Genomic DNA, 15,221 nt, shown 5'->3' on the forward strand with positions numbered 1-15,221 from the left:
GGGTCAGCGACTGGGGGAGAGGCCCTCGGCCAGGACCGCGCGGACGTCCGGGTCGTGCCAGGTGTAGCCGCTCGACCTCAACGCCTCGGGCACGGCGTTGACCGAGTCGAGCACCAGGCCGCCCAGCTCGCCGCCTGCCTTGCGGAGCACCACGGCGGGGGCGGGCACGACGGCCGGGCGGTGCAGCAGCGAGCCCAGCGCCTCGGTGAACTCGGCGTTGGTCGGGGTGACCTCGGAGCAGAGATTCACCGGGCCCTCGACCTCGTGCTCGGCGGTGTGGATCACGGCGTCGACCCAGTCGCGGGCGCTCATCACCGGCATGTGCTGGGTGCCGTCACCGAGCTTCCCGCCCAGGCCGGCGGCGAAGAGCAGCCGCAGCCCCTTGAGCGGCATCGAGCGGCGGTCGAAGACGGGGGAGGTGCGGAGCACCACGACGCGGGCGCCGGCCTGCGACGCGGGCGCGGCGGCGGCCTCCCAGGCGCGCGAGACGCGGGTGAGCAGGGCGTCGCCGCGGGACCCGGCCTGCTCGGTCAGCGGCTCGGCGCCGTGGTCGCCGTAGAAGCTGATGCCGTTGCCGGCCAGGAACACCGGCTTGCTCGACGAGGCGGCGACGGCGTCGGCCAGCACCGAGGTGGTGGTGATCCGGCTGTTCATCAGCTCCCGCGCCCAGCGGCTCGAGTGGGGGTTGCCGACCAGCGGGGAGCCGGCCAGGTTGACCACCACGTCGTGGTCCTCGACCACCTCGACGCCCAGCGGGGCGGCGTACGGGTCCCAGCGGAGCTCCTGGCTGCCCGGGGCGCGGCGTACGAGGGAGGTGACGTCGTGGCCGGTGGCGACCAGCTGCTCACGCAGCTGGGTGCCGAGGAAGCCGGAGGAGCCCGCGATCAGGAAGCGCATGGGCCCAGCGTCCCACCGAGGTGGTCGGCACGCCCGACCGGACCGCACCACTTGCCCTGCACAGACCCCGACGCAATAGGCTCGGGCGCGTGAGTGATTTCGATGTCGTCGTCCTCGGTGCGGGCCCCGGTGGCTACGTGGCCGCCATCCGCGCCTCGCAGCTCGGCCTCAAGGTCGGCGTGATCGAGAAGCAGTACTGGGGCGGGGTGTGCCTCAACGTCGGCTGCATCCCCTCCAAGGCGCTGCTCCGCAACGCCGAGCTCTCCCACATCCTGACCCACGAGAAGGACGTCTTCGGCATCACCGGCGACGTCTCGATGGACTACAAGCCGACGCACGCGCGCTCGCGCGAGGTCTCGGAGTCCATCGTCAAGGGCGTGCACTTCCTCATGAAGAAGAACAAGATCGAGGAGATCCACGGCTGGGGGACGTTCACCGACGCCAAGACGATCGAGGTCGAGCTGGACGACGGGTCGAAGCGCACCGTCACCGCCGACAACGTCATCATCGCGACCGGCGCCACCACCCGCCTGGTCCCCGGCACCTCGCTCAGCGAGAACGTCGTGACCTACGAGGAGCAGATCCTCGACGACCAGCTCCCCGGCTCGGTCGTGATCGCGGGCTCCGGCGCCATCGGTGTCGAGTTCGCCTACGTGATGAAGAACTTCGGCGTCGACGTCACCATCGTGGAGTTCCTCGACCGGATGGTGCCCACCGAGGACGCCGAGATCTCCAAGGAGCTGGCCAAGCACTACAAGAAGCTCGGCGTGAAGGTCCTGCTCAAGACCAAGGTCGAGAAGATCGAGGACACCGGCTCCGGGGTCAAGGTCACCGTCTCCAAGGACGGCAAGGAGGAGGTCATCGAGACCGACAAGGTCCTCCAGGCGATCGGCTTCGCGCCCCGTCTCGACGGCTACGGGCTCGACCAGACCGGCGTGAAGACCACCGAGCGCGGCGCGATCGAGGTCGACGCCCGCGGCCGCACCAACGTCGACGGCGTCTGGGCGATCGGCGACGTCACCGGCAAGCTGATGCTCGCCCACACCGCCGAGGCGATGGGCATCGTCACCGCCGAGACGATCGCGGACCACGAGACCATCGAGATCGACTTCGACATGATCCCGCGGGCGACGTACTGCCAGCCGCAGATCGCCTCCTTCGGCTACTCCGAGGCGCAGGCCAAGGAGAAGGGCTACGACGTCAAGGTCGCCAAGTTCCCGTTCTCGGCCAACGGCAAGGCCAAGGGCCTCGGCGACGCGGTCGGCTTCGTCAAGATCGTCGCCGACGCCGCCCACCACGAGATCATCGGCGCCCACCTCATCGGCCCCGACGTCACCGAGCTGCTGCCGGCGCTGACGCTGGCCCAGAAGTGGGACCTCACCGCCGACGAGGTCGCCCGCAACGTCTTCGCCCACCCGACCCTCTCCGAGGCCGTCAAGGAGGCCGTCGAGGGGATCGCCGGGCACATGATCCACATGTAGGTGGTCCGTCTCGTGGGCCGGTGCGACCGGTTTCCCAGGTGATGAACCCGAGCTGCCTCCTCACACACGTTGCGTCGTGTGCGAGGAGGCAGTTCGCTGTGTGGGGTACGCCGGGCGCCACCTCGCCTCCACAGGCGTGCTCGCGGGGACGGCTGTCCACAGATCGGCACCGGTGGGTGGTCGCCCGCGTGCTGTCGACAGACCGTCGCCCCATGGACGACCCCTTGCGTGTGATCGCGGAGACCGACGGAGTGTTCCTGCGCCGCGAGGCGCTGGAGTGCGGCTACGACGACAAGACCATCGCCCGGCGGGTGCGCGCCGGCACCTGGCACCGCGTCCGGCACGGCGCCTACTGCTTCGGTGACACCTGGGCGGCTGGTTCGCCCGAGGAGCGCCACCTGCTGCTGGCCCGTGCCGTGCTGCGGACGACACCGGGGCCGGTGGTGCTCAGCCACACGACGGCGCTGCTGGCCCACGGCGTGGCGACCTGGGGCGCCGACCTCTCGCGGGTGCACGTGACGCGGCTCGACGCCGGGGCCGCTCGGCGCGAGAAGGACGTGGTCCACCACGTGGCCTCGTGCAGCGCCAGCGAGGTGGTCCTCGCGGACGAGCTGCCGGTGTTCGGGGTCGCGCGCTCGGTCGTCGAGACCGCGACCGTGACCGGTCTCGAGTCGGCCCTGGTCTCGGCCGACTCCGCCCTGCACCTGGCGATGACCGACCCGGACGAGCTGCGTCGCACGTTCGCGAGCATGACCCACCGACCGGGTGCCCAGAAGATCCACGTCGTGCTGCACCACATGGACGGCCGCTCCGAGTCGCCGGGCGAGACGCGCGCGGCGTACCTCTTCTGGCGCCACGGCGTTCCCCGCCCGGACCGTCAGCACGCGGTGCGGGACGCGACCGGCCGGGAGGTGGCGCGGGTCGACTTCGCGTGGCACGAGCACCGTGTCTTCGGCGAGTTCGACGGCCGGGTCAAGTACGGCCGCTACCTCCGGGCGTGGGAGCTGCCCGGAGACGCGGTGTTCCGGGAGAAGCAGCGCGAGGACCTGGTGCGGGAGCTGACCGGCTACCGCTTCATCCGCCTGGTCTGGGCCGACCTGCAGGACCCTGCGCGGACAGCGGCGCGGGTGCGCGCCGTCCTGAACCGCCTGGCCGCCTGAGCGCCGTACGCCGGAGCAGGCGGTCTCCTCGCACGCAGAACCGCCTCTGTGCACACGACGTGATGTGTGCACAGAGGCAGTTCGGGTTCATCACCTGGGAATCCGGACGGACCCGGGCGTGGCGAGCAGGGTCAGACGTCGAACTTGGCACCCTCGAGGCGACCCTTGACGTCCTGCAGGAAGCGGCCCGCGTCGGCGCCGTCGACCAGCTGGTGGTCGTAGGTCAGCGCGAGGTAGACCATGTGGCGCACCGCGATCGTCTCGCCCAGGTTCGGGTCGTCGATGACGACCGCACGCTTGACGACGGTGCCGGGCCCGAGGATCGCGACCTGCGGCTTGTTGATGATCGGGGTGTCCCACAGCGCGCCCACGCTGCCGAGGTTGGTGATCGTGAAGGTGCCGCCCGACAGGTCGTCGGGGCCGATCTTGTTGGTGCGGGTGCGCTGCGCGACGTCGGCGATCTTCTTCGCCAGACCGGCGATGGAGAGGTCGCCGGCGTCCTTGACCACGGGGGTCAGCAGGCCCTTCTCGGTGTCCACCGCGAAGGCGATGTTCTCGCTGTCGTGGTAGGTCACCTCGCCGGCCTCGAGGTCGAAGGTCGCGTTGAGCGCGGGGTGGGACTTGAGCGCGTCGACCGCCGCCTTGGCGAAGAACGGCAGGTAGGACAGCTTGACGCCCTCGCGGGCGAGGAAGTCGGCCTTCTCCTTGTCACGCAGCCGCGCGATGTTGGTGACGTCGACCTCGACGACCTGGGTCAGCTGTGCGGAGGTCTGGAGCGACTCGCGCATCCGGGTGGCGATCACCTTGCGCAGCCGCGAGACCTTCTCGGTCTTGCCGCGCAGCGGGCTGGGGGTCGACTCCGAGGCGGCCGGGGCCGACTCGGCGGCCGGCTCCTCCGCCGGGGCCGAGCTGGCCTGCTTGGCCGACTCCGCCGCCGCGAGGACGTCCTGCTTGCGGATCCGACCACCCACGCCGGTGCCGGTGATGGAGGCGAGGTCGACGCCGTGCTCCGCGGCCATCTTGCGCACCAGCGGGGTGACGTAGGTGCCGCCCTCGGAGGAGGACTGTCCCCCCGACGACGAGCCGCCCGACGACGAGCCGCCCGACGGCTGCTCCTGCTTGTCCTGCTTGGTGGGCGCCGGCGCCTGCTCGGCGGCGGGCTCGGCCTTGACCGGGTCCTCGCGCTTCTCCGGCTCGGGCTCGGCGGCGGGCTCCTCCGGCTCCGGCTCCTTCTCGGCCGCGGGCTCGGGCTTCTTCTCCGGCTCGGGCTCCGGCTCGTCGTCGGAGGCGGACGACGCGGCGCCGTCGCCGACCACGCAGAGCTCGGCGCCGACCTCGACGGTCTCGTCCTCCTCGACGCTGATCGACTGGAGCGTGCCCGCCACGGGGGAGGGGATCTCGGTGTCGACCTTGTCGGTGGAGACCTCGAGCAGCGGCTCGTCGACCGCGACCTCGTCGCCGACCGACTTCAGCCAGCGGGTGACGGTGCCCTCGGTGACCGACTCGCCCAGCGCGGGGAGCGTGACGGGGGTGCCGCCACCACCGCTCGACTTCTTCTTCGCCGGCTCGTCGTCGGAGGCGGCCTGCTCGGCCGCGGGCTCCTCGGTGGCCGGGGCGCTCTCCTTCTCGGACTCGGGGGTCTCGTCGCCGTCGGGGAGCTCGCCGGTCTCCGCGGCGTGCTCCTCCTCCTGCTCCGCCTTCTTCTCCGACTCGGCCTCGTCCTTCGGCTGGGCCTCGGGCTCGGCGGCACCGGACTCGTCCCCGCCGCCCTCGCCCTCGTCGCCGACGACGCACAGCTCGGCGCCGACCTCGACGGTCTCGTCCTCCTCGGCCTTGATCTCCAGCAGCGTGCCGGCGACGGGGGAGGGGATCTCGGTGTCGACCTTGTCGGTCGAGACCTCGAGCAACGGCTCGTCGACCTCGACGGCGTCACCGACCGACTTCAGCCAGCGGGTGATCGTGCCTTCGGTGACGGACTCGCCCAGTGCGGGGAGGTTCACGGGAGTCGACATCGGGTTCCTTTGCTCGTGGTGCGAAACGGGGTGCGGGACGGGCGGGGTGGTTCAGGGCTATCAGGTCAGGAGTGGGCGTGCAACGGCTTGCCCGCGAGGGCCAGGTGGGCCTCGCCGAGCGCCTCGTCCTGGGTCGGGTGGGCGTGCAGGAAGGGAGCGACGTCCTCGGGGTGGGCGTCCCAGCCGACGATCAGCTGCGCCTCCCCGATCAGCTCGCCGACGCGGGAGCCGACGAGGTGGACGCCGAGGACGGGGCCGTCCGTGCGGCGCACGAGCTTCACGAAGCCCTGGGTCCTGAGGATCTGGCTCTTGCCGTTGCCGGCGAGGTCGTAGGTCAGCGTCTCGACCTCGTCACCGTGGCGCTCGCGCGCCTGCGCCTCGGTGAGACCGACGGAGGCGACCTCGGGCTCGGAGTAGGTCACCCGCGGGATGGTCGACTCCTCGACCGGTCGCGGGTCGAGCCCGGCGATCTGCTCGGCGACCAGGACACCCTGGGCGAAGCCGCGGTGGGCGAGCTGCAGGCCGGGGACGATGTCGCCGACGGCGTACACCCCCTCGACGGAGGTGCGGCAACGCTCGTCGGTGACGACGAAGCCACGCTCGAGGGTGACGCCCTGCTCGGCGTACCCCAGGCCGTCGGTGACCGGGCCGCGGCCCACCGCGACCAGCAGCAGGTCGGCCTCGTGGGTCGCGCCGCCCTCGACGGTGACGAGCACGCCGGCGTCGGTCGCCTCGACCGACTCGACGCGGGTGCCGAGGTGGAAGCGGATGCCGCGCTTGCGGAAGGCCCGCTCGAGCGCCTTGGAGGACTGCTCGTCCTCGCTCGGCACGAGGTGGGGGAGCGCCTCGAGGACGGTGACCTCGGCGCCGAAGGAGCGCCACACACTGGCGAACTCCACGCCGATCACGCCGCCGCCGAGCACGACCACGGAGCGAGGCACCTCGGTCAGCCCGAGCGCCTGCTCGGAGGTCAGCACGCGGGTGCCGTCGGCCTCCACGCCGGGCAGGGTGCGGGAGAAGGAGCCGGAGGCGAGCACCACGCTCCTCCCGGAGTACGACGCTCCGTCGACCTCGACCGTGCGCGGACCGGTGAGCCGCCCGGTGCCCTGGACGACCGTGATGCCGCGGCTGGACACCAGGCCGGTGAGACCCTGGTGCAGCCGGGACACGACGCCGTCCTTGTAGGCGTTGACGCCGGCCATGTCGATGCTCTCGAGCGTGGCGCGGACGCCGAACTGCTCGGAGCCACGGGCGGAGTCGGCGACCTCGGCCGCGTGGAGCAGCGCCTTGGTGGGGATGCAGCCGACGTGCAGGCAGGTGCCGCCGACCTTGTCCTTCTCGACCAGGGCGACGCTCAGGCCGAGCTGGGCCGCGCGCAGCGCGCACGCGTAGCCGCCCGAACCAGCGCCGAGCACGACGACGTCGAACTCACCCGAGCCGTCTGGCACGTCCAACCTCCCCTGTCGCATGTCCGCGTCCATCCAACCACCTCGCCCCGACGACGTGGAGGAGCCCTGGTGACCCGTCGGTAGCCCCCGGCCCCCAGTCGCGCCGTCTGCCCGCGCGGTCACCGGCGATGCCGCACACTGTGCGGCATGGGGTTGCGCGACCGCTTCCGACGTGGCCGGCGCCGGGTCTCCGGTGACGGCCCGGTGGTGCGTGCCTCCGACTCCGCCGACGAGCAGCACCTGCGCGAGTTCATCGCGGCCCGCCGCGGCGTGGAGGGCTTCGTCGAGCCCCGCACCACGGTCACGGACGTGACCCTCCTCCTCGTGGCCCACGACGGGGAGTGGACCCGTCGGCGCGTGCCGAGCGTGCGCTGGGCGCACGACTTCTGCAACCGCCACGGCGTCCCGTCGTACGACGCGGGGCTGGTCGGCATCCCGCAGCGGATGCGCGAGTGGAACCACCGCCAGTCCCAGGCCCGCAAGGACCTGCTGCGCCGCGACGTGCAGGACGACGACGCCGGTCGCTGAGCCCGCTCAGTCGGTCGACGGCTCCGCGGGCACCAGCCCGGCGGCGTACTCCACGAGCGTGGTGACGGCGTAGCCGGTCGCTCCCGTCGGCACGTGCCCCGAGGCACCGCCGCCGTTCCAGGCCGGGCCCGCGATGTCGAGGTGCGCCCAGGCGACCTCGCCGGTGAACCGCTCGAGGAACGCCGCGGCGTACAGCGTGCCGCCCCAGCGCACCCAGTTGGCCTGCAGCACGTCGGCGATCTCGGTGTCGACGACGGCCTTGCGCGACTCCTCGGGGATCGGGAGCCGCCACAGCTTCTCGCCGCTGCGACCGGCCGCCTCGGCGAGGGCCGCGGTGGTGGCGTCGTCGCCCATCAGGCCCGCCACCTTCTCGCCCAGCGCGACCACGCACCCGCCGGTCAGGGTGGCGACGTCGAGCAGCACGTCGGGGGACTGCTCCACCGCCAGCGCCAGCGCGTCGGCCATCACCAGCCGCCCCTCGGCGTCGGTGTTGGTGACCTCGACGGTCTGCCCGTCGCGCATCGTCAGCACGTCGCCGGGGCGCATCGCGCCGCCGCCGGGCATGTTCTCGGCCATCGGGGCGTACGCCGTGACGGCGACCGGCAGCCCGAGCGCGCCGATCGCCAGCGTGGCGGCGATGACGGCCGCGGCCCCGCCCATGTCGTTCTTCATCGTCGCCATGCCGGCGCCGGACTTGATGGTGAGGCCGCCGGAGTCGTAGGTGATGCCCTTGCCGACCAGGGCCACGTGGTGGGTCGCGCCGGGCGGCGCCCAGGTGAGCCGCACCAGCCGCGGTGGCCGGTGCGATCCCTGGCCGACGCCGAGGATGCCGCCGCAGCCCAGCTCGGCGAGCTCGTCGGGCCCGAGCACCTCGACCTCGACCTTGGGCCCCTTGCCCTTGCGGGCGCCGATGAGGTCGACGACCCGCTGCGCGAACGACTCGGGGTAGAGGTCGTTGGGCGGGGTGTTGACCCAGTCGCGGGCGTGGTCGACGTGCTCGGCGACGGTGCGGGCCCGCTCCAGTGCGGCGAGGACGTCCTCGTCGCGGGCGAGCGGGCTGAGCAGCAGCACCTCGGAGACCGAGGACGGCTCCCCGCCGGACTTGTAGGTGGTGAAGGAGTAGAGCCCGGAGGTGAAGCCCTCGGCCGCGGCGGCCACGAGCGAGGCGTCGTCGGCGGGCAGCGCGAGCGCCACGGAGGCGGCGTTGCCCAGCGAGCGGGCGGCGGTCCCCGCGGCTCGGCGTACGACGTGGGCGTCGACGGCGTCCGCAGCCCCCAGGCCCACCAGCAGCAGCTGCCCGGCGCGGACGCCGTCGGGGCTCGGCACCCGCAGCGTCTCGCCCACGTCGCCGCGGAAGGCCATCGAGCTGAGCAGCGGCTTGAAGCGGCGGCCGTACGCCGCGGCGACGTCCTCGCCGCCCGGGGCGACCGCGACGTCGCCACCCGGGGAGCGCACCGCCCCGATGACGACCACGTCGGTCCGGGTCTTGGCGGGACTTCCCTTGCGCAGCGTGTACGTCGTCACCCTGGGCATCGTAGGGGCAGCCGGTGCGGCTCCCGCGCTGCGGTAACTTGCCGACCATGCCCGCCCCGCAGTCCGTCCCCTCCTCGCTCCAGCACTCTCCCCTGCACGAGCGTCACGTCGCGCTCGGCGCCAAGCTGGCCGAGTTCGGCGGGTGGGAGATGCCGTTGGAGTACACCGGGGTGCTCAAGGAGCACGCCGCCGTCCGCGAGGCCGTCGGCGTCTTCGACGTCAGCCACCTCGGCAAGATCGACGTGCGGGGCCCCGGGGCCCTGGAGCTGCTCGACCGCTGCCTCACCAACGACCTGCGCCGCATCGGGCCCGGCCAGGCGCAGTACACCCTGGTGTGCGACGACGCGACGGGCGGCGTGGTCGACGACCTCATCGCCTACGTCCACGACGACGACCACGTGCTGCTGGTGCCCAACGCCGCCAACACCGCCGAGATCCTGCGCCGGTTGCAGGCGGCCGCCCCGGCCGGTGTCGAGGTGACCGACCAGCACACCACCCACGCGGTGCTGGCCGTGCAGGGTCCGCTCTCGGACCAGGTGCTCGAGGCGGTGGGCCTGCCGACCGGCCACGACTACATGTCCTTCCGCGTCGCCCGGTTCGACGGGGAGGCGGGCGCCGAGGTCGTGGTCTGCCGCACCGGCTACACCGGCGAGCGCGGCTACGAGCTCGTCGCGCCGGCCGAGGTCGCCCCCGCGCTCTGGGATGCCCTGCTCGCCGGGGGAGCCCCGGTCGGGCTGGTGCCCTGCGGGCTCGGCGCGCGCGACACGCTGCGCACCGAGATGGGCTACCCGCTCCACGGCCAGGACATCTCCCTCGACGTCACCCCGGTGCAGGCCCGGCTCGGCTGGGCCGTGGGCTGGGACAAGCCCGAGTTCTGGGGCCGCGAGGTGCTCACCGAGCAGCGCGCCGCCGGACCCCGGGTCGTGCTCCGCGGCCTCGTGGCCACCGGCCGCGGCATCGCCCGCCCCGGCATGAGCGTCAAGATCACCCGCGACCTGCCCGTCGGCCACGTCACCTCAGGCACCTTCAGCCCGACGCTGCGCAAGGGCGTTGCCCTGGCCCTGGTCAACGCCCAGGTGCAGGTCGGTGCGGAGGTCCTCGTCGACGTCCGCGGCCGGGGCGAGGTCTTCGTCGTCACCAAGCCGCCGTTCGTCGAGGCCGGCGTACGCAGCTCCTAGACGCACCCCGCGACCCCCCACCCCCGAGAGGCACGACATGAGCGAGACCCACGAGAACGCCTTCGCCTCCACCGCGAGCGCCGACACCGTCCCGTGGTGGTGGCAGCTCCTCGACGCCGACGGGCGCGTGGTGACCGGCGAGCGGCGCGAGTTCCCCACGCGCAGCGACGCCGAGAGCTGGGTGGGCGAGGCCTACCCCGACCTCGCCGAGGACGGGGTCGCCTCGGTGACCCTCTTCGAGGGCGACCGCGAGGTCTACGGCCCGATGTCCCTGGCCGCGGAGTGAGGCAGCCGTAGGGCGGCCGGCTACTTCGGCCGACCGCCGATGCGCACCTTCGGCTTGGGGGAGCGCAACGGCCGGACCTGCAGCGCCCGCAGCACGGCGTAGAACACGGTGCCGCGCTGGCTCTCCTCGGGGAAGCGCTCGCGCAGCGCGCGCTTGAGGCGGAAGACCAGCCACACGGTGTCGATGAGGACCACGAGGATCGTGGTCGTCCACAGCGCCCCGCCGAAGCGGACGAGGGCGGCGTTGCCCGAGGCCTGGAGCACGAAGGTCAGCAGCAGCAGGGGGAGCAGGAACTCCGCGATCGAGACGCGGGCGTCGACGAAGTCACGGATGAAGCGCTTGACCGGGCCCTTGTCGCGGCTCATCAGGTAGCGCTCGTCGCCGTTCTTCATGCCCTCGCGCATCCGGCGGCTCTCCGCGGCGCGCTTGTCCCGGGCCTGGCGCCGGGCCTCCTTGCTGTCCGTCACCGCGCGGGCCCGCGCCTTGGCGGCCGCCTCGGCCTCGCGCCGCGTCGGCGTGGGGCGCCCCTTGCCGCTGCCGGTGGTGGTGCCGGCGGGGGAGGCGGTGGGCTGGGTGGCGGGCTCGTCGGCCTTGCTGCGGCGGAACACGGGGCGATCCCCTCGGACGGTGGCGGTGGGCGGTCAGCGTACCCGTCGGCCTGCGTCCCTCGGCCGTGGCTCTGCGCGGGACCCTCGTCCTCGGTGGTGGAGGCCGGTACCGTTGCTCCATGAGCCTCATGAAGCGGATCAGCACGGTCTTCCGGGCCAAGGCCAACAGTGCCCTGGACAAGGCGGAGGACCCGCGCGAGACCCTCGACTACAGCTACCAGCGCCAGCTCGAGATGCTCACGAAGGTACGCCGCGGCGTGGCCGACGTGGCCACCAGCCGCAAGCGCGTCGAGCTGCAGATGAACCAGCTGCAGAACCAGAGCGACAAGCTGACCGCCCAGGCCCAGAAGGCTCTCGACATGGGTCGCGAGGACCTGGCCCGCGAGGCGCTGACCCGCAAGTCCGCCCTCACCGGGCAGCTGAGCGACCTGCAGGCGCAGCACGCCCAGCTCCAGGGCGAGGAGGAGAAGCTGACCCTCGCCTCGCAGCGGCTCCAGGCCAAGGTCGAGTCCTTCCGGACCCGCAAGGAGACCATCAAGGCGACCTACACCGCCGCCGAGGCGCAGACCCGGATTGGCGAGGCCTTCTCCGGCATCTCCGAGGAGATGGGCGACGTCGGCATGGCCATCCAGCGGGCCGAGGACAAGACCCTGCAGATGCAGGCCCGCGCCGGTGCCGTCGACGAGCTGATCGCGTCCGGTGCCCTCGACGACGCCAGCTCGATCAACCGCGGCGACGACATCTCGCGCGAGCTCGAGGCCATGAGCAGCCAGTCCGACGTCGAGTCCGAGCTCGCCGCGCTCAAGGGCAGGAGCAGCAACGCCCCGACGCCCCAGCTCGACGCCCCCGACGCCGCGCCGGCGCCCGGTGCCCAGGGCCAGGCGGCTCCCCGTGCCGAGGGGGAGCAGCGGTGATCGTCCGCATCCTCACCGAGGGCCAGCTCGAGGTCGCCGACGACCGGGTCGAGGCGCTCAACGCGCTCGACGCCGCCGTCGAGCAGGCCGTGGAGGCCGGCGACCACGACGCCTTCGCCGACGCCCTCGCGGCGCTCCTCGAGGGCGTGCGCTCGTCGGGGAGCCCGCTGCCGGCCGACGTGCTGCACGACTCCGACCTGATCCTCCCGCCCGCGGACGCGACGCTGGAGGAGGTCCGCGAGATGCTGGGTGACGAGGGCCTCATCCCGGGGTGAGCGGGAACGACGCATGACCGTCCACGCGTTCACCTGACATGGCCCGCACCCGCTTCGTCAACGACTCCGGACTGACCGTCCGGATGACCGCCGTCATGTTCATCCTCGGCGCGCTGTTCGTCGCCCTGGTCGTCGGCCTGATGTACGCCGTCGGCGGTGGTCTGGCCATCGTGATCGGCCTCGCCGGCATCGGCATCGCCTTCTTCCAGTGGTGGCGCTCGGACACCGTCGCCCTGCGGGCGATGGGGGCCCGGATCCTCACCCCCGAGCAGGCGCCCGAGCTGCACGGCATGATCGACCGGTTGTGCGCCATGGCCGACATGCCCAAGCCCCGCGTCGCGATCGCCGACACCCACATCCCCAACGCCTTCGCGACCGGCCGCTCCCCGGAGCGCTCCGCGGTCTGCGTCACGACCGGCATCCTGCAGCTGCTCACCGTCGAGGAGCTCGAGGGCGTCCTGGCCCACGAGCTCTCCCACGTCGCCCACCGCGACGTGCTGGTCATGACGGTGGCCTCCTCGGCCGGCATCGTGGCCGGCATGGTGACCCAGGGCGCCCAGTTCGGCGGGTTCGGCCTGGCGCGCTCGCGCGGCAACAACGACAACGGCGGTGGCGCCGCCGCCCTGGTGCTCGCGCTCGTCGTCTCCCTGGTCGTCTACGCCGTCAGCTTCGTCGCCCTGCGGCTGCTCTCGCGCTACCGCGAGCTGTGCGCCGACCGGTCGGGCGCCTACCTGACCCAGAAGCCCAACGCGCTGGCCTCGGCGCTGACCAAGATCAGCGGCCAGATGAACGCGGTGCCCGAGCGCGACCTGCGTGCCGCCCAGTCGATGAACGCCTTCTTCATCACCCCGGCCGTGCGCGGTGTCTCGATGAGCACCCTCACCGCGACCCACCCGCCGCTGGAGCAACGCCTCGACCAGCTCGCGAAGATCGCCACGACCCTCGGCAAGACCTACTGACCGTGGGCTTCTGGGACGCGATCCGGGGCCGCACCACGCCCCGGGCGGCCACGCTGGACGCGCTGTTCGCGGTGCCGTCCGCGGCGCTCACCCTCGAGGCCGGGCTCGGCCTGCGACCGACCGGTGCCGGCTCGGTGTGCTTCCGGGCCGCCGAGGGTGCGGCCTCGGTGCGCAGCCAGGCCGAGGCGGCCGAGCTCGTCGGCCACGACGGCGGGCCGCCGACCGAGTCGAGCGTCGACGACTACGGCTACACCTGGCTCACCGTGCGCACCGACCCGCCCGACCCCGCGACGCTGGTCACCGACCTGCACGCGGTCAACTCCGCCCTCGAGGCGCAGGGGTTCTCCTCGAGCCTGCTGTGCTCGGTGATCGCGTTCGTCGACGAGCAGGGGACCCGGGCCTACCTGGTCTACCTCTACAAGCAGGGCACGTTCTACCCGTTCGTGCCCTCGGGGCCGTCGACGCGCGACACCCTGCGCGAGCGCCAGCTGCGCGACGAGGTGGGCTCCGACGTCCCGATCGAGCCCGACACGGGCCGGTGGATGCCGATCTGGGGTCTGCCCGTCTAGCGCGGAATGCAGTGCGCACGGCGCGATTGCGTCTAGTATGCCCGATATGGGAGTCGCGGAGCGGATGCGTGACGCCGAGATCGCGGCGCTCGACCTGCTCGACGGCGCCCCGCCGGAGCTGCTGGACCACCTCGTCCGCGCCGCGGCGCTGATGACCGGCGCCAAGGCCGCGCGGATCAACGTCATCAGCTCCGAGGCCCAGCACGCGATCGCCGACTCCACCGGCGCGGTCGGGCGCGACGACCTCGAGGCCTCGCTGTGCGCCCGGGTGCTGCGCCGCCCCCAGCGGCAGCAGCTGGTGCCCGACGCGATGCTCGACCCCCGCTTCTCCGACAGCGTCTTCGTCAGCTCGGGCGCCATCACGACGTACGCCGCCGCCCAGCTCGTCACCCGCAACGGCGTGTCCATCGGCACCCTGTGCATCTTCGACCCCGACCCGGTCGAGATCACCCAGGACATGATGGACAGCCTCGAGCAGCTCAGCGAGGCGGCCGTCAAGGCGATGGAGATGCGGCAGGAGCACGCCACCATGACCCGGCTGCTGGAGTCGCTGGCCGGTGGCAGCCGCGAGCTGCGGCGGTCCAACGAGCACCTAGCCGCCTTCGCCGGCCAGGTCAGCCACGACGTGCAGGGCCCGCTGGCCGCGGTGCAGATGTCGTTGCAGCTGCTCGAGGAGGAGCTCGGCCCCGACGGCACCCCCGACGGCGCCCCGGACGGCGCCCCCGTCGCCGACCCCGTCGCCGTCGCCATGCTGATGCGCACGGCCATGTCGGGTGCGCAGCGGATGCGCGCCACCGTGGCCGGGCTGATGGACTTCGCCGTCCTCGGTGGTCGGCTCGAGGTCGCGCGGCTCGACACCGGCGCCCTCGTGACGGACGTGCTGCAGGACCTCTCGGCCCGCCGCGGTCGCACGGAGGTCGTCGTCGAGGACCTGCCAGCCGTCCACGGCGACGGCGTGCAGGTCCGCGCGGTGCTCCAGAACCTGCTGGCCAACGCCATGAAGTACGCCGTGGCCGAGCACCCCGTCATCCGCGTCAGCGGGCGCACCGTGGCCGGCGTGACGCGTCTCAGCGTCGCCGACAACGGCCCCGGGGTGCCCGAGGCCCAGCGGCACCAGGTCTTCGACCTGATGGTGCGGGGGGACGGTGTCAGCCAGACCGGCGTCGACGGCCTGGGCATCGGCCTGGCGACGTGCCGGAGGATCGTGGAGTCCCACGGCGGTCGGATCGGTGTGGACGACGCTCCCGGCGGTGGCGCGGACTTCTGGTTCGAGCTGCCCGACCAACCCGACCAATCCGACCAATCTGACCAAGCGGACACACCGGGCACACCGGGCACGGTGGCCTGACCGGACTTCGTGGTCCGGCTGCGCC

At 72.6% G+C, this 15,221-nt stretch carries 15 protein-coding genes; 10 read left to right on the top strand and 5 right to left on the bottom strand.

Annotation, left to right across the window (positions count from 1 at the left end; genetic code table 11):
• Positions 1–3: 3 nt before the first annotated feature.
• Positions 4–897 carry a TIGR01777 family oxidoreductase gene (locus EDD33_RS06220; protein WP_123389566.1) on the bottom strand — a complete coding sequence of 298 codons (894 nt, stop codon included), beginning with the start codon at positions 895–897 and terminating at the stop codon, positions 4–6.
• 89 nt (positions 898–986) lie between these two features.
• Here EDD33_RS06220 and lpdA (EDD33_RS06225) point away from each other — a divergent pair, with 89 nt between their 5' ends.
• Positions 987–2,378, top strand: a complete 1,392-nt coding sequence (gene lpdA, locus EDD33_RS06225; protein WP_123389567.1) for a dihydrolipoyl dehydrogenase — start codon at positions 987–989, stop codon at positions 2,376–2,378.
• Positions 2,379–2,590: 212 nt separating this feature from the next.
• Complete coding sequence (locus tag EDD33_RS06230; RefSeq protein WP_170169715.1) at positions 2,591–3,538, top strand: type IV toxin-antitoxin system AbiEi family antitoxin domain-containing protein; 948 nt, start codon at positions 2,591–2,593, stop codon at positions 3,536–3,538.
• A 131-nt stretch (positions 3,539–3,669) separates the two neighbouring features.
• Here EDD33_RS06230 and sucB read toward each other — a convergent pair whose 3' ends face one another.
• Both sucB and lpdA (EDD33_RS06240) read right to left on the bottom strand, forming a co-directional pair.
• On the bottom strand, positions 3,670–5,550 hold the full coding sequence (sucB, locus tag EDD33_RS06235) for a 2-oxoglutarate dehydrogenase, E2 component, dihydrolipoamide succinyltransferase (protein ID WP_123389569.1): 1,881 nt from the start codon (positions 5,548–5,550) through the stop codon (positions 3,670–3,672).
• Between the two features lie 65 nt (positions 5,551–5,615).
• Positions 5,616–6,998 (bottom strand): dihydrolipoyl dehydrogenase, encoded by a 1,383-nt coding sequence (gene lpdA, locus EDD33_RS06240; protein WP_123389570.1) that lies wholly within the window; start codon positions 6,996–6,998, stop codon positions 5,616–5,618.
• 147 nt (positions 6,999–7,145) lie between these two features.
• Between lpdA (EDD33_RS06240) and EDD33_RS06245 the strand changes: the two genes are divergently transcribed.
• Positions 7,146–7,526: a hypothetical protein gene (locus EDD33_RS06245; RefSeq protein ID WP_123389571.1), complete on the top strand. Its 381-nt coding sequence runs from the start codon at positions 7,146–7,148 to the stop codon at positions 7,524–7,526.
• A 6-nt stretch (positions 7,527–7,532) separates the two neighbouring features.
• On the opposite strand, the gene EDD33_RS06250 is transcribed toward EDD33_RS06245, so the two are convergent.
• Positions 7,533–9,059: a leucyl aminopeptidase gene (locus tag EDD33_RS06250; RefSeq protein ID WP_211332440.1), complete on the bottom strand. Its 1,527-nt coding sequence runs from the start codon at positions 9,057–9,059 to the stop codon at positions 7,533–7,535.
• A gap of 47 nt (positions 9,060–9,106) precedes the next feature.
• Between EDD33_RS06250 and gcvT the strand changes: the two genes are divergently transcribed.
• Together gcvT and EDD33_RS06260 are read left to right on the top strand one after the other, a co-directional pair.
• Positions 9,107–10,237: a glycine cleavage system aminomethyltransferase GcvT gene (gcvT, locus tag EDD33_RS06255; protein ID WP_123389573.1), complete on the top strand. Its 1,131-nt coding sequence runs from the start codon at positions 9,107–9,109 to the stop codon at positions 10,235–10,237.
• A gap of 37 nt (positions 10,238–10,274) precedes the next feature.
• Positions 10,275–10,523, top strand: coding sequence for a hypothetical protein (locus EDD33_RS06260; protein WP_056538255.1), 249 nt, complete (start codon positions 10,275–10,277; stop codon positions 10,521–10,523).
• A 20-nt stretch (positions 10,524–10,543) separates the two neighbouring features.
• Here the strand turns inward: EDD33_RS06260 and EDD33_RS06265 are convergent, their stop codons facing one another.
• The gene (locus tag EDD33_RS06265; protein ID WP_123389574.1) at positions 10,544–11,131 is read right to left on the bottom strand and encodes a DUF3043 domain-containing protein; all 588 of its coding nucleotides are present in this window, start codon (positions 11,129–11,131) and stop codon (positions 10,544–10,546) included.
• A 119-nt stretch (positions 11,132–11,250) separates the two neighbouring features.
• On the opposite strand from EDD33_RS06265, the gene EDD33_RS06270 reads away from it, so the two are divergent.
• The 5 genes from EDD33_RS06270 to EDD33_RS06290 are packed head-to-tail and all read left to right on the top strand — an operon-like array spanning position 11,251 to position 15,196.
• Entirely contained in the window at positions 11,251–12,045 is a 795-nt protein-coding gene (locus tag EDD33_RS06270) for a PspA/IM30 family protein (RefSeq protein WP_123389575.1), read from the top strand.
• Positions 12,042–12,320, top strand: coding sequence for a PspA-associated protein PspAA (pspAA, locus tag EDD33_RS06275; protein ID WP_123389576.1), 279 nt, complete (start codon positions 12,042–12,044; stop codon positions 12,318–12,320). The genes EDD33_RS06270 and pspAA overlap by 4 nt, the downstream gene beginning before the upstream one ends.
• A gap of 38 nt (positions 12,321–12,358) precedes the next feature.
• Positions 12,359–13,279 carry a zinc metalloprotease HtpX gene (gene htpX / locus EDD33_RS06280; RefSeq protein WP_123389577.1) on the top strand — a complete coding sequence of 307 codons (921 nt, stop codon included), beginning with the start codon at positions 12,359–12,361 and terminating at the stop codon, positions 13,277–13,279.
• Positions 13,280–13,281: 2 nt separating this feature from the next.
• Positions 13,282–13,848, top strand: a complete 567-nt coding sequence (gene pspAB, locus EDD33_RS06285) for a PspA-associated protein PspAB (RefSeq protein WP_123389578.1) — start codon at positions 13,282–13,284, stop codon at positions 13,846–13,848.
• Between the two features lie 46 nt (positions 13,849–13,894).
• On the top strand, positions 13,895–15,196 hold the full coding sequence (locus tag EDD33_RS06290; protein WP_148076954.1) for a sensor histidine kinase: 1,302 nt from the start codon (positions 13,895–13,897) through the stop codon (positions 15,194–15,196).
• Positions 15,197–15,221 lie beyond the last annotated feature (25 nt).

The sequence above is a fragment of the Nocardioides aurantiacus genome, from assembly GCF_003752505.1.
Lineage (GTDB): Bacteria > Actinomycetota > Actinomycetes > Propionibacteriales > Nocardioidaceae > Marmoricola > Marmoricola aurantiacus.